We start from the raw sequence: 15,985 nt of genomic DNA on the forward strand, positions 1-15,985 counted from the left end.
GACGAAAATTTTTGGAACCAAATTTGATATTTTAAGATTTAGTACCAATTTCGACGAAAAATTTTGGAACCAAATTTGATATTTTAAGATTTAGTTCCAATTTCGATGAAAAATTTTGGTACCAAATTCGATATTTTAAAATTTAGTACCAATTCCGAAGTTTAGTCACCATTTCCAACCTTTTTAATTGCATACCAATTAAAATTTTTCCAAAAACCAAAGTTTCATCCCCCAAAAAGCCAGCGAAATAAGAAAAATCCAAGTTTATGAGTGACCATAAACTTGGACTTTTTACATTCTATTAATCTACTGAATAATTGTCAAAGTATCCTCTGATGTAGATAACTGGTGTACCTTTGTCGCCTGATCCTGACATTAGGTCGCATAGTGAGCCTACTAAGTCAGTTAGTTGACGAGGTGTTGTACCTAATTTTGTGTTGTCTGTTGCATCGTCGGTATCTTTTGTTTGAATTTTTTCTTTCATTGCTTTGATGGCTTCTTCACCGGAAAGGTCGGCAAAGTCGTTGTCTGCTAAGTATTTGATTTTTACTTCATTTGGTCTCCCGATTAGGCCATCTGTAAATCCCGGTGAAACTATTGGATCGGCTAATTCCCAGATTCTTCCAATAGGATCTTTAAATGCACCGTCTCCATAGATTAGTACTTCAACTTTTTTACCTGATCTTTTTAGGATTTCAGCTTGTACATCATTTACAAATTTCTTTGCTTCTCTTGGGAATAGTTTTAATGAATTATCGCTTGAGAAGTTAGAACCATATAGACCGTAATCTTCATTATATCCTGAATCACCAATTGGTGCGGACATGATGTCTGCAAGTGTGTAAGTTTCTTCTATTCCTTTAGATTTGAATAATTCTTTTAAGAATGCTCTATCGTGGATGTTTGCAACTAGAATGGATTTTGCATTGTCTGCAATGTCATCTAAGTTGTTTGAATAAAGCACTTCTACTTGATTTTCATCAAATACTGATTTGTAAATACTTGTATAATCAAGACCAGTGAATGGGTGTAAATATTTTTTACCTAAAAGATTGATATAATCATCTTCTGTTAAAGTATCTTTGTAAACATTGATATCTTTTTTCATTATTTCATATCTGTCCATTAGAAGATTACCAACTTCGTCATCTGGATATGATAAGTAGATTTTAACTTTTTTACCTGTCATAGAGATAGCTTTTAAGATATTTAAAAATCTATTTCTACTTAAAATTGGATGAACTAAACTAATTTCATCTGCTGTAAATTTATTGTTTAAGTCATCTACAATATTTTCAAGTGTAACATAATTTCCTTGAGCTCTTGCTAAAAGAGATTCTGTAATACCTACGATATCAGTATTTTTTACATTTATATTTTCTTCTTTAACAACTTCCATAAAACAATCACTTACTATTTTTACTAAATCGTCACCTTCTTTTATAATTGGAAGTCTTATCCCGTGTGCTGTAGTACCTATTAATCTGCTCATTGTATCTCCTTATTATTTTTTACCTAAAACTAAATCATATAATTCTATAGGAAGAATGTATACATCATCTTTGTAAGCTCTCATATTTCCACCAGAAATTTCATCAATTAATAGTATTTCACCACTATCTGTAAGACCAAGTTCTAATTTGATATCATAAAGTTCTATATTATCTTCTTCTAAAATACTTTTAATTTCGTTAGATATTAATTTTGTTTGTTTAACTAATTCGTCATATTGTTCATTTGTCACAATATTTAGCTGTGATAGAGCTTCTTTACTTATTACTGGATCCCCAGCTTCATCATCTTTAATAGTGATTTCCACAAAAGCATCTAATTCTTGACCTTCTTTAACATATTTTTTATATCTTCTATAGAATGAACCCACCGCCTTATATCTGCAGATAAATTCAAGACCATGACCAAAAGGTTTAGCTTTTACTACTTCCATAGTTTGATTATCAATATCGCAATCAATGTAATGAGTTTTAATGCCTTTATCCTTTAGTCTTTCAAAGAAATATTTTGTTAATGATAAACCTGCTCTACCAGAGCCATCAATAGTTAATCCAACTTGGTTTTCGCCCGGGTCAAATTTACCATCTTTTCCTGTTACATCGTCTTTGAATTTTAGTAAAATGTTTCCATTTTCTAATTCATAAACATCTTTTGTTTTACCTTTGTATTTAAGTTCCATTTTTTTACATCTCCTTGTAAATAAACTCTAACAACAAAATATTATATTAAAATTGAAATAATTACAAATATTTTTTTCAAATTTAGGGTGAATGTTCGTGTTTTATTCGTTGAAAAAAATATATTTTTTGTATATACTTAATTGGGATGATTTTTAATAAAACAGGAGGAAATCAATGAAAAAAGTCGCTGTGGTCATGGGATCTTCTTCAGATTTTAAGACAATGAAAGAAACTTGTGATCTTTTAGGAAAGTTCGGAATTTCATATGAAAAGAAAGTTGTAAGTGCACATAGAACACCAGACTTGCTTTTTGAATTTTCAAAAAATGCTAGAAAAAATGGATTTAGTTTAATAATTGCAGCTGCAGGGGGAGCAGCACATTTACCAGGAATGATTGCTTCAATGACGACATTACCTGTTATTGGAGTACCAATAAAATCAAGCACTTTAAGTGGTGTTGATTCTTTATTATCAATAGTTCAAATGCCTGCTGGTGTACCAGTTTCCACCATGTCAATAGGGGTAGCTGGAGCTAAAAATGCAGCAATTACAGCATTATCAATTTTAGGAATTGATGATGAAGAATATGCGCAAACATATGAAGAATATAAAGCTGAATTAGAACGAATAGTAAAGGAAGATATGCAAATATGATTAAGACTATATTACCTAAAAGCACTATTGGAATAATTGGCGGAGGACAACTAGGTAGAATGCTTGCAATGTCCGCAAAAGAAATGGGATATAAAATTGCCATTCTTGACCCAGGTGAAGACTGCTGTGCGAGAAAATTCGCAGATGTGTTTATTCATAGTGCTTTTAATGATTTTAAAAATGTAGAAGAATTATGTAAATTAAGTGATGTAATTACTTTTGAATTTGAAAATATTGATGTAGAAGTACTAAAAATATTAGAAAAAAAATATAACTTTGTACAATCAGCAAAATCATTAGAAATATCACAAAACAGATTATCAGAAAAAGAATTTGCAAGATCATTAGACATTCCAACTGTTAAATATTATAAATATAATGATGAAAATATTGTGATTGATAGTACTTATCTTATGAAAACACTAAGATTTGGCTATGATGGAAAAGGACAAAAGAAAATAAATTCTATTGAAGAAATAGAAGAAGATACAATTTTAGAAAAATTACTAGATTTAGATAAAGAAATTTCAGTTGTTGCTGTAAAAGATAGAGAAAACATTGAAATAGTTGCAGTGGTTGAAAATGAACATAGAGAAAATATTTTATTTAGATCAAACATTCCAGCTAATATAACTAAAGAGCAAAATAATAAAGCAATTGAGTATACAAAGAGAATACTAGACAATTTTGATTATTACGGTGTGTTAACTGTAGAATTTTTCATCAGTGATGGAGAAGTTATATTTAATGAAATAGCACCTAGAGTGCATAACTCAGGACATATTACAATGCAGTCTGCAAATAAATCACAGTTCCGTGCTCATATTGAGGCGATTTGTGGACTAAAAGTGGGAGAGATTTATAATAAAGAGACAACTTTATACAATATTTTAGGACAAAATGAAGAATATTTCATAAATCTTATAACAAAAAGACAAGGATTTTTACACTTATACGAAAAGGAAGCTCGTCACAATAGAAAAATTGGCCATATAAACTTTGAAGGCACAGTATATTTGGAGGATGATTTTGAATAAGAGACTATTTGTAAAAAAGAAAAAAGGATTTGATAGAGACTCGGACAATTTAAGAGGTTTATTAAATTTAGAGTTTGATATTGATATAAATGTTCTAGATCAATATGTTATATATGATATTTACGATATTGAAGAAGAAGTATTAAACAAAGCGATAAATACTGTGTTCTCAGAGGTAATGATTGACGAAGTATTTGATGAAGTTAAATTAGAGGAAAAAAGCTTTATCGCTTATGAAACACTCCCAGCACAATACGATCAAAGATCAGATTCTGCTGTGCAAGCTTTGAAATTAATTGATAATACTTCAAATGCTGTAGTTAGATCTGGTAAATTGGTTGTTTTTGATAAAAAAATTGAAACAAATAAATTAGAAAAAATAAAGAAATATTTAATTAATCCAATCGAATCACAAGAAAAAGATTTAAGTATTTTAGAATTTAAATTAAATTCTGAACCAAAACCAATGAAGGATTTGAGTGGATTTAATAAATATAATGAAGAAGAATTATTGCAATTAAAAAAAGATTTATCTTTAGCGTTAGATCTGGATGATTTGAAATTTATTCAAGAATATTTCACAAAGGAAGAAAGAGATCCTTCAGAGACAGAAATTTATGTCTTAGATGTGTTCTGGTCAGATCATTGTAGACATACTACTTTTGAAACAACACTTGATGAAGTAAGTATAGAATCTGAATTATTTAGAAAAGAAATGCAAGATGCATACGACTATTATCTAAAAGTTCGTGAAGAAATGGGTATCACCAAACCTGTTAGATTAATGGATATGGCATCAATAATTGGAAAATATCATACTAAAGTATTAGGTGATTCAAATATTGAAATTAGTGAAGAAATCAATGCTTGTTCATTTTTTATAGATATAGAAAACAATGGAAAAGTAGAAAAATGGTTGATTCAATTTAAAAATGAAACTCATAACCATCCATCAGAAATTGAACCATTTGGTGGAGCTTCAACATGTATTGGCGGAGCTATTAGAGATCCATTATCTGGAAGATCTTACGTTTATCAAGCGATGAGAGTATCAGGATCTGGAAACATTTTACAAAAAAGAGAAGATACTTTAGAAAATAAATTACCACAAATAGATATCTCAAAAGGTACTGCTCATGGTAATAGCTCATATGGTAATCAAATTGGGCTTGCAACAACTTTTGTAAAAGAAATCTACGATGATTCATATATTGCAAAAACTATGGAAGTTGGAGCTGTTGTTGGTGCCGTTAAAGCAGATAACTATAATAGAGAAAGTTTAGTGCCAGGTGATATTGTGGTGATGATTGGTGGAAGAACTGGTCGCGATGGTATACAAGGTGCATCAGGTTCATCAGTTGAACATAATGATGAATCATTGGTTACTGCTTCAAGTCAAGTTCAAAAAGGTAATCCAGTAGAAGAAAGAAAAATTCAAAGATTATTTAGAAAACCTGAAGTAACTAAATTGATTAAGAAATGTAATGACTTTGGTGCAGGTGGTGTTTCCGTTGCTATAGGAGAATTATCAGAAGGTATTGAAATTTATTTAGATAGAGTTAAAACAAAATATAAAGGATTAAATCCAACCGAGATTGCAATTAGTGAATCACAAGAGAGAATGGCTGTTGGTATAGCGAAAGAAGATTATGATAAATTTGTGGCTGAATGTGAAAAAGAAAATTTAGAATACGTTCATGCAGCAACTATCACAGATAGAAATAGATTAGAAATGTATTACAATGATAAAAAAGTTGTAGATTTCAAAGCTGAATTTTTAGAAACAGCAGGGGTTAGAAAACATTCCACAGCAGTATTGGCTGATAATGAAGGAGAAAATCCATTCACACATAGGGATGTTACAAAAGAAGAGATTTTATCTGAATTATCAGATTTGAATATTACTAATCAAAAAGGTATGGTGTCAATGTTTGACTCTTCAGTTGGAGCTATGTCTGTAATGATGCCTTATGCAGGAAAGACAAAACTTACACCTGTACAAGCATCAGTGGCAGCCATTCCTACATTATATTCTACACCTGATACTGCAACGGTATTAACTTATGGGTTTATTCCTAAGATTTCGAAATATTCACCATTTATATCAAGTATGTATGCAGTGATGATATCATTGGCAAAAGTATATGCTGTGGGTGGTACAAAAGAAAGTTTATATTTCTCATTCCAAGAATATTTTGAAAAATTATTAGAAGATCCTAAGAAATGGGGTAAGGTTACACAATCTTTATTAGGAAGCATTGTTGCGCAAAAAGAAATTGGTCGTCCTTCAATCGGAGGAAAAGACTCTATGTCAGGTACGTTTAATGATATAAATGTTGTAGAAACATTAATTTCATTTGCATGTGCACCATTAAAGATAAAAGATGTAATTACTCCAGAACTGAAATCTGTAGGAAATAAGCTGTATTTAATTGATATTGAAAAGACAGATACAGGATATCCAAATATAGCTAAGGCTGTTGAAGATTATGAAAAACTACATAAATTAATTTTAGATAAAAAAGTAGTTTCAGCTTATGTATTAGAATATGAATCTGCAACTTCAGCAGCATTGAAAATGGCAATTGGTAATGAATTAGGTGTTGAAATTGACTATGAAAAAGCTCTTGATTTTAATCCTGGTGCCATTGTTGTAGAAGCTACAGAAGATTTAGATTTTGAATTAATCGGTAAGGTTTCAGAAGAAATTTCAATAAATAATATTGAAATTACAAAAGAAGAAGCATATAACGCATATATGAGTACTTTAGAAGAGATTTATCCAACTTATTACAATCTTGACAAAGGTAAAGTTGAAAATATTTCTGTGAAATCTGATGAAAAGAAATATTATAAAGAAGTTGTAGAAGAGGTTAATGTCGTTATTCCAGTATTTCCTGGTACTAACTCCGAGTACGATACACAAAAAGCGTTTGAAGAAGCGGGTGCTAAAGTTACACAAGTTATCATTACAAATACAAGGGAAGATGATATTCAAAATTCAATAGATAAATTTGTAAATGCTATAGAAGATGCACATATTATTGCATTCCCTGGAGGATTCTCAGCGGGGGATGAACCGGATGGATCAGCTAAATTTATCGTTAATATTATAAAAAATGAAAAAGTAAAAAATGCTATTCATAAGCATTTAGAAGATAAAAAATTGATATTAGGTATTTGTAATGGATTCCAAGCATTGATTAAATCAGGTTTAATCCCATATGGTCAAATTAAAGATCTTGATGCGGATGATTTAACTTTATTTAGAAATGACGGATTTAGACATATATCTGATACTGCAATCACAAGAGTAGCAAATACGACATCACCATGGACTCAAGACTTTGAAATAGATCAAAAACATGAATTGGTATTTAGTCATGGGGAAGGTAAATTGGTAGGAAATAATATTGAACAATTTAAGCATCTTGCAGCATTCCAATATGTTGATGAAGACGGAGATGCGACATTAAATGGAAAATATAATGTGAATGGTTCAATGTATGCAATTGAAGGTATGATTAGTGAAGATGGCTTAATTTTAGGTAAAATGGGTCATAGTGAAAGATCAGGAAAAAATCTGTATAAGACACAAACTATTAAAGAAAGACAAGATATATTCTCTAATGGTGTAAATTATTTTACAAGGAGAAAATAATAAATGTTTGGAATTTGGAACAACGAAGATGCGGCTAATTTGACATTTCTAGCAATTCACAGTATGCAGCATAGAGGTCAAGAAGGTGCTGGCATAGTTGCTGGGGATAAATATAAACTAAAAGGTTATAGAAATGTCGGACTATTATCAGAAGTTTTTGAAGATAGTCACAATTTAAGTAAATTAAAAGGACCGAATGCACTTGGTTCTGTTTGGTATTCAAGTATGGAAACCAATAATGTGCAAAATATAGAGCCACTTTTGTTTAAGTTTTATGATGAACATATTGCAATTACAATGTTTGGTAATCTATTAAATACTAAATCTTTAAGAAAAGATTTGGAAGCAAAAGGTGCAGTTTTTCATTCATCTTCTGATGCTGAGATTATTGTTCATCTTATTAGAAGGAGTGAAAAGGAAAAATTTGAAGATAAATTAGAAGAGGCAGTAAAGCAATTACAAGGGGCTTTTTCAATTATCATTTTAACTAAAGATGCTTTATTCGGCGTTGTAGATAAGCATTCCTATAGACCTTTAGTTTTGGGGAAATTAGATAATTCTTACTTAATCGCATCGGAAACTTGTGCATTCAATGTCTTGTATGCAGATTTTATTGAAGATATAAAAGCTGGAGAAATAGTTAAAATTGATAATGATGGATATGCAAAAAAACAATTTACACAACCAGGTATGATAACAGTAGAATCAATGGAATTTATCTATTTTGCAAGACCTGATTCTACAATACTTGGTAGAAATGTGCATATGGTTAGAAAAAAATCAGGAAGAATATTAGCTAAAGAAAGTCCAGTTGAAGCTGATATTGTCATAGGTGTGCCTAATTCTTCACTTTCACTAGCAAGTGGATATGCTGAAGAGATAGGGCTACCATATGAAATGGGGCTAATAAAAAATCAATATATGGGACGTACATTTATACAACCAACTCAAACTAGAAGAGATTTAGCTGTTAAGATGAAGTTATCAGCTTTATCAGATGTAGTGAGAAATAAAAGGATTATTTTATTAGATGATTCTATCGTTAGAGGTACAACTTGCAGAAGAATAGTCAAAATGCTTAGAGAAGCTGGAGCTAAGGAAATACATGTAAGGATAGGATCTCCACTTATTATGTTCCCAAGTTATTCTGGAATAGATATGAAAACTTCAAAAGAATTAATAGGGGCAAACAAGACAAAAGACGAAATATGTCAAGAATTATGTGCGGACAGTTTGGAGTATCTGTCAATTGAAGGACTTAAAGAAGCAATTGGACTTGATATTGATAATGATCAAGCAGGAGTTTCACTGGATATATTCAATGCTTCTTATGTAGATGGATTAGGTGATTATGAATCAAAATTTAATGAGCAATCAACGCTATTGCAAATAAAGTATCTAAATGGAAAAGAGGGGAAAAATGAGTAAATTGTACCAAGAATCTGGTGTAAGTTTAGAAAAAGGTTATAAATCTGTTGAGAGAATAAAAAAGCATGTTGATAGAACAAAAAATAAAGGAATGATGTCCATGATTGGAAGCTTCGGGGGAGCTTTTGATCTAAGTGCTTACGGATTTAAAAATCCAGTTTTAGTGAGTGGAACGGATGGTGTTGGTACAAAATTAAAATTAGCATTTGAAATGGATAAACATGATACCATCGGAATTGATGTAGTTGCAATGTGTGTAAATGATGTTTTAGCTCAAGGTGCAATACCTCTATTTTTCCTTGACTATTTAGCAGTTGGACAAAACAATCCAGCACAAATTGAACAAATTGTAAAAGGTGTCTCAGATGGTTGTGTTCAAGCTGATATGGCATTAGTAGGTGGCGAAACAGCCGAAATGCCAGGTTTTTATAAAGTAGGCGAATACGATATTGCTGGATTTTGTGTAGGAGCTCAAGAAAAAGAATTGTTAGTAAATAGCGAAAATACACAATCAGGACAAGTTGTCATTGGTGTGCCTTCATCAGGATTTCATTCTAATGGATTTTCTTTAGTAAGAAAAGTAATAAGTGATAATAATATTGATTTATCAGAAAAATTTGAAGATACTACTGTAGGTGAAAAACTTTTGACTCCAACTAGAATATATGCAAAAGAAATTTTATCAATTTTAGATAAAGTAAAAGTTGCAGGTATAGCGCATATCACTGGTGGTGGATTTTACGAAAACCTTCCAAGATGCTTGAAATCAGGACTTGGCATGTCTATAAGAAAAGATTCATATGAAGTTCCATCTATTTTTAAATACATTCAAGAAAAAGGTCAAATCGATGAAGATGAAATGTATCAAGTATTTAATATGGGTGTTGGTTTAGCAATTGTAGTAAATGAAGAAGATGCTCAAAAAGTAATGGATTTGATAGAAGATAGCTTTATTTTAGGTGAAGTTACAGATAAAGAAGGAATAGAAATAATATGATAGATGTAGCTGTTTTTGCTTCAGGGACAGGATCTAATTTGGTAAATCTTGTACAAAATGAAGAGTTAAAAAATTACATTAACATAAAATTATTGGTTTGTGATAATCCTAAGGCTAAGGTCATTGAAAGAGCTAAAGAATTGGGCGTTGAAACTTTGGTTTTTAATCCTAAAGAATATTCAAAGAAAATAGATTTTGAGAAGATGTTGTTAGAGCAAGTAAAAGATTTTAAATATTTACTTCTTGCAGGATATATGAGAGTAATATCTACATATTTTCTAGAAAACTACGAAGGAAAGATTATTAACATTCATCCTTCTCTCTTACCTTTATATAAGGGGATAAATTCTATTGAAAGAGCATATAATAATAAAGATGAAGAAATAGGTGTTACAATTCACTTTGTTAATGAGGAAGTAGACGGTGGAGAAATACTTGCTCAAGATAAATTTACAGTTGACTATAATAAAAGCTTAGAAGATATAACTCAACAAGTACACAAATTAGAACATAGATTGTATCCGAACACTTTAATTGAATTGCTGCGAAAGGAGAACTAATGAAAAAGGCATTAATAAGCGTTAGTGATAAGACAAATATTGTTGAATTTGCTAAAGGGCTAGTAGAAAATGATTTTGAAATAATTTCAACAGGTGGCACATTAAAACATTTAGAAGAAAATGGGGTTAAATGTATAGGTATTGAGGACTATACTGGATTTCCTGAAATTTTAGAAGGTAGAGTAAAAACTTTACATCCAAAAGTGCATGGTGGTCTACTTTCTAAAAGGGATAATGATTTACATTTAAAAGAAGTTAAAGAAAATGATATTGCATTTATTGATTTAGTATGTGTAAATTTGTATCCATTTGAAGAAACGTTAAAAAAAGAAAATGTGAGTGACGAAGAAATTATTGAAAATATCGATATCGGTGGACCAAGTATGTTAAGATCAGCTGCAAAAAACTTTAAGTTTGTTACGGTTGTAACCGATGCAAAAGATTATGATAAGATTGTTTCAGAAATAAAAGAAAATGGTGATACAACTATTGAAACTAGAAGATATCTAGCGGCAAAAGTATATAATAAAACTGCGTCATACGATGCTGCAATAGCTGCCTATTTCAATGAAAGATACAATTTTGTTTCTGATAAATTGACATTGACATATACACTTGAGGATGAATTAAGATATGGGGAAAATCCTCATCAATCAGCACAACATTATATAAGCGATGAAAAAATATCATATGCATTGCAAGATGCAAAACAATTACATGGTAAGAAGATGTCATACAATAATTTACAAGATGCTTCTGCAGCATTAGACATACTTCAAGAGTTTGATGAGACAGTTTGCGTTGCATTAAAACATATGAATCCATGTGGTGTTTCTCTAGGGGATACTGTATACGATGCCTATATGGGAGCTTATGATGCAGATCCTATTTCAATTTTCGGCGGAATTGTTGCAATTAATGGTAAAATAGATGTTGAGACTGCAAAAGAAATGCATAAAATCTTTTTAGAAATAATCTTAGCAGAAGATTATGATGATGAAGCTTTAGAAATATTGAAGAAGAAAAAGAATTTAAGGATTTATCAAATTCCTAAAAAATCTGAAAGGAATGGTAAGTTAATTAAATCTGTTCGTGGAGGTATTTTAGTTCAAGACTATAACGATAAATTATATGAAGAGCTAAAAACTGTTACTGAAAAAGAACCAACAGAAAAAGAAATAAATGATATGATCTTTGGTTATAAGATTGTAAAACATGTTAAATCAAATGCTGTCGTTGTAGTTAAAGATGGACAAACTTTTGGTGTAGGTGCGGGACAAATGAATAGAGTAGGTTCATGTAAAATTGCATTTGAACAAGCTGGAGAAAAAACTAAAGGTGCTGTTTTAGCATCTGATGCTTTTTTCCCAATGAGAGATAGTATTGATTTAGCAGCAGAATACGGCATTTCAGCAGTTATTCAACCGGGCGGTTCTATAAAGGACCAAGACTCAATTGATGCATGCAATGAAAATAATATTTCAATGACATTTGCAAAATTGCGTCACTTTAAACATTAAGGAATTGATATGGCAAAAATATTAGTTGTTGGTAATGGTGGTAGAGAACACGCCATAGCAGATAAATTTTATAGAGAAAAACATGAAATTTTCATGTTTGGGCAAAATCCTGGTGTAGCAAAATTTGGTACCTGTTTAGATATTAAAGAAGATGAAATAGTACAATTTTGTAAAGAAAATAATATTGATTTAGTATTTATTGGACCTGAAGCATTTCTTGTCAAAGGCTTGGTTGATGAACTTGAAAATCAAGGAATACGAGCTTTTGGACCAAGAAAAAATGCAGCTATCTTAGAAGGAAGTAAGGCTTTTTCAAAAGAGTTTATGAAAAAGTATGACATTCCTACGGCAAAATTTGAAATTTTTACTGATTATAATAAAGTATTACAATATCTAGAAAAATCAGATTTTCCAATTGTTATTAAAGCGGATGGTATAGCCGCAGGAAAAGGCGTTATTATTGCAGAAAATTTTGAACATGCTAAAAATAATCTAGAAGAGATTATGTTAAATAATAAATTTAGTGATGCGGGTAAAACTGTTGTTATTGAAGAATTTTTAGAGGGTGAAGAATTTTCGCTTATGTCATTTATTTCTAGGGATAAAGTTTTTCCGATGAAGATTGCACAAGATCATAAACGTGCATTTGATGGCGATAAGGGGCTAAATACAGGTGGAATGGGTGCCTATATGCCTATAAAACACATTACAGAAGAAGATGTGAACGAAGCAATAGAAAAAATTGTAAGCCCAACAGCAGATGCTATGCTTAAAGAAGGCAGAGAATTCAAAGGTATACTATTTGCTGGGCTTATGAAAACTAAAGATGGCATTAAAACAATTGAGTATAATGTTAGATTTGGTGATCCTGAATCAGAAATCATTTTACAAAGTCTGAAAACAAGCCTTTATGACATTGCAAATGCAATTATAGATGGTAAAGACATTGATATAAAATGGGATAATAAAGCTCATGTTGGGGTAGCTTTGGCTTCAAAAGGCTATCCAGAATCATATCAAAAAGGATTTGAAATAAAAGGGCTTGATAAAGTAAGTTCTAAAATATTTCACATGGGTACAAAATATGAAAATGGTGTAATTAAAACTAATGGTGGAAGAGTGTTGATTGTTTGTGCTGAAAGTGATGATTTAGAGACAGCTATTGAAAAAGTCTATGAGGACATTCATAAAATACATTGTGATAATTTATTCTATAGAAAGGATATAGGGCATTTATCACTTAAATAAAGGAGAGTTATGAAAACAGATTACGAGATTTCATTAGAGGCAAAAAAAGAAAATATTGAAACTATCGCATCCAAGATGGGGGTAGAGAAAGAAGATTTAGTTAAATATGGAAATTACAAAGCTAAAATCAAATTTGATAAATTTGATAATTTATCTAAAAATCTAATATTAGTTACATCAATTAATCCTACATCAACTGGTGAAGGTAAATCTACAGTTACTGTTGGACTTTCTGATGGACTAAATAAAATTGGGAAAAAATCAGTAGTAGCTCTTAGAGAACCTTCCTTTGGACCGGTTTTAGGTAGAAAAGGTGGTGCTACAGGTGGAGGTTATGCTCAAGTAGTACCAATGGAAGAGATTAATCTTCATTTTAATGGAGACTTGCACGCTATTACTTCCGCACATAATGCGATTATGTCACTAATCAATAATCACATTTTTCAAGGAAATGAATTAGGATTTGAAAGAGTAGAATTTAATTATGTGCTTGATATGAATGAAAGAGCGCTTAGAAGTATTAAGATTAATGCTGGGAAAAAATCAGAAAGAGATTCCTATTTTGAAATAACTGTAGCAAGTGAAATAATGGCGATTTTATGTCTTGCGGAAAATTTAGATGATTTAAAACAAAAGATTGCCAACATGTTAATAGGATTCAACAAGGCAAATGAACCAATCTATGTCAAAGACTTGAAAATAGAAGGTGTTGTCACAGCCATCTTAAGAGATGCGTTAAATCCAAATCTCGTTCAATCTTTAGAAAACAATCCGGCAATAATCCATGGTGGACCATTCGCAAACATCGCCCACGGCTGTAACTCTGTCATTGCAACAAAAACCGCTCTTAAATATGGTGAATATGTTGTGACAGAAGCTGGATTCGGAGCCGATTTAGGTGCTGAAAAATTTATCGACATAAAATGTAGAAAATCAGGATTAAGACCAAAAGCTGCAGTAATAGTCGCTACCATTAAAGCTCTTAAACTGCATGGTGGTGTTAAAGAATCTGATTTAAATATCGAAAATCTAGGAGCTTTAAAGACCGGTTTAGAAAATATAGAAAAACACATTGAAAATATGAATAAATTTAATTTACCAGTCATCATAGCCTTAAACAAATTTGTTACAGACACTGATGCTGAAATCCAATTAATAGAAAATTGGGCAAAAGAAATCGGTGTAGAATTTTCTCTGACAGAAGTTTGGGCTAAAGGTGGAGAAGGTGCAATAGACCTAGCAGAAAAAGTTGTAAACATTGTTGAAAACAACAAACAAGAACTTAAATTCATTTACGAAGATGAAGATAGTATTGAGGATAAAATTAATAAAGTTGCTAAAGAAATCTACGGTGCTTCTTCAGTAAACTTTACAGATGAATCATTAATAAAACTAGGAAGAATCAACCTTCTAGGTTACAACAATTTGCCAATTTGTATAGCAAAAACACCAAACTCCCTATCCGACAATCCTAAACTAATCGGTAGACCTCGTGACTTTGAAATCACAGTTACCGATATGAATATCAGATCCGGTGCTGGTTTCATAGTTGTCTACTTAAACAAAGTAATGACAATGCCAGGTTTACCAAAAGTGCCTAACGCATTGGCAATAGATGTGAATGAAGAAGGGAATATAGTTAACTTGTTTTAATAATCTAGCGGTGGGTGAATTGTATTGACATTGTCGCTCGCCTGCATCAGTGTGCATTCAAAAAGGGGTATTGTCGCTCGCATGCATCAGTGTGCATTCAAAAAGAAATTACTTCGGTAAATTGACGAAAAGCTGCGGAACTCGATTGCTACGCAATCTTCGGACATCCTCGCTTTTCTAATTTACTCTCGTAATTTCTTTTTTCATTTGCGCACAATGATGCAATGCTCGCGCCAATTACGCGAGGATATGTGGGTATAGGCTTTATAGTGGGAGAATGAGAGAAGGGTCGGTATTGGGAAGTAGTATGAATAAGGAATTAAGTATTTGGACGATGATAAATGCGAAAAACGAAGAAATCCTCGTCTGAAAAATGGGTTGTGGACGATGATAAATGTAGAAAATAAAAAAATCATCGTCCAAATGCCAACATTTTTACGATGATAAAAGTAAAAAGAGAAAAATCATCGTCTGAAAATCGAGAAATGTACGATGATAAACACAAAAAAAGAAAAAATCCTCGTCCAAATGCCAACATTATTACAAGGGTGTTATGATTATAAGATGATAATTGCAAATATCAAAGAAATCCTCATTCTAGCGCCATAACTACTACCTATAAAATAGACAAATAAAATCTTATTTTTACACGTTATAAATTCAATAATACCATCTATAAAGATACGATATTAAAAAAATATCATGATAAATCTGGTAAGACCAATTTTATAGAAAACTAATTTGTTCATTCGGTAAATTAGGGAATATTGTCTGTATTGTAGATGATATATTCAATATAACGAAGTTCTACGGAGTAAAAATAGATTTGTTAAAAAAACACTGTTTAAATTTGCAAGGGACTACGGAGCAAAATAAGGTTTATTAAATTAGGACTGTTTAAATTTGTAAGGAACTACGGAGCAAAATAGGCTTAATTAAATTAGCACTGTTTAAATTACAAAAAATCTACGGAGTAAAATAGCCTTTATTAATTTAGCACTGTTTAAATTACAAAAAATCTATGGAGCAAAATAG

The 15,985-nt window shown here is 31.1% G+C and carries 11 protein-coding genes; 9 read left to right on the top strand and 2 right to left on the bottom strand.

The window, feature by feature from the left end; translation table 11 throughout:
- Positions 1-301 precede the first annotated feature (301 nt).
- Positions 302-1,492 (bottom strand): coenzyme F420-0:L-glutamate ligase, encoded by a 1,191-nt coding sequence (locus HMPREF9709_RS02650; RefSeq protein WP_005397683.1) that lies wholly within the window; start codon positions 1,490-1,492, stop codon positions 302-304.
- A gap of 12 nt (positions 1,493-1,504) precedes the next feature.
- Positions 1,505-2,191 (bottom strand): phosphoribosylaminoimidazolesuccinocarboxamide synthase, encoded by a 687-nt coding sequence (locus HMPREF9709_RS02655; RefSeq protein ID WP_005397685.1) that lies wholly within the window; start codon positions 2,189-2,191, stop codon positions 1,505-1,507.
- A gap of 175 nt (positions 2,192-2,366) precedes the next feature.
- Between HMPREF9709_RS02655 and purE the strand changes: the two genes are divergently transcribed.
- The 9 genes from purE to HMPREF9709_RS02700 are packed head-to-tail and all read left to right on the top strand — an operon-like array spanning position 2,367 to position 14,950.
- Positions 2,367-2,846, top strand: coding sequence for a 5-(carboxyamino)imidazole ribonucleotide mutase (purE, locus tag HMPREF9709_RS02660; protein WP_005397687.1), 480 nt, complete (start codon positions 2,367-2,369; stop codon positions 2,844-2,846).
- Positions 2,843-3,883 (top strand): 5-(carboxyamino)imidazole ribonucleotide synthase, encoded by a 1,041-nt coding sequence (locus tag HMPREF9709_RS02665; RefSeq protein WP_005397688.1) that lies wholly within the window; start codon positions 2,843-2,845, stop codon positions 3,881-3,883. The genes purE and HMPREF9709_RS02665 overlap by 4 nt, the downstream gene beginning before the upstream one ends.
- Positions 3,870-7,544, top strand: a complete 3,675-nt coding sequence (locus HMPREF9709_RS02670; RefSeq protein WP_211204492.1) for a phosphoribosylformylglycinamidine synthase — start codon at positions 3,870-3,872, stop codon at positions 7,542-7,544. Before HMPREF9709_RS02665 ends, HMPREF9709_RS02670 begins: the two co-directional genes overlap by 14 nt.
- A 3-nt stretch (positions 7,545-7,547) precedes the next feature.
- Positions 7,548-8,972 (top strand): amidophosphoribosyltransferase, encoded by a 1,425-nt coding sequence (gene purF, locus HMPREF9709_RS02675; protein WP_005397693.1) that lies wholly within the window; start codon positions 7,548-7,550, stop codon positions 8,970-8,972.
- Complete coding sequence (gene purM / locus HMPREF9709_RS02680; protein WP_005397694.1) at positions 8,965-9,969, top strand: phosphoribosylformylglycinamidine cyclo-ligase; 1,005 nt, start codon at positions 8,965-8,967, stop codon at positions 9,967-9,969. Before purF ends, purM begins: the two co-directional genes overlap by 8 nt.
- A complete protein-coding gene (gene purN / locus HMPREF9709_RS02685; protein ID WP_005397695.1) occupies positions 9,966-10,529 on the top strand; it encodes a phosphoribosylglycinamide formyltransferase in 564 nt (187 codons plus the stop codon). The genes purM and purN overlap by 4 nt, the downstream gene beginning before the upstream one ends.
- A complete protein-coding gene (gene purH, locus HMPREF9709_RS02690) occupies positions 10,529-12,049 on the top strand; it encodes a bifunctional phosphoribosylaminoimidazolecarboxamide formyltransferase/IMP cyclohydrolase (protein WP_005397696.1) in 1,521 nt (506 codons plus the stop codon). Before purN ends, purH begins: the two co-directional genes overlap by 1 nt.
- A gap of 9 nt (positions 12,050-12,058) precedes the next feature.
- Positions 12,059-13,297 carry a phosphoribosylamine--glycine ligase gene (purD, locus tag HMPREF9709_RS02695; RefSeq protein ID WP_005397697.1) on the top strand — a complete coding sequence of 413 codons (1,239 nt, stop codon included), beginning with the start codon at positions 12,059-12,061 and terminating at the stop codon, positions 13,295-13,297.
- Between the two features lie 9 nt (positions 13,298-13,306).
- The gene (locus tag HMPREF9709_RS02700) at positions 13,307-14,950 is read left to right on the top strand and encodes a formate--tetrahydrofolate ligase (protein ID WP_005397698.1); all 1,644 of its coding nucleotides are present in this window, start codon (positions 13,307-13,309) and stop codon (positions 14,948-14,950) included.
- Positions 14,951-15,985 lie beyond the last annotated feature (1,035 nt).

This window comes from Helcococcus kunzii ATCC 51366, assembly GCF_000245755.1.
Classification (GTDB): Bacteria; Bacillota; Clostridia; order Tissierellales; family Peptoniphilaceae; genus Helcococcus; species Helcococcus kunzii.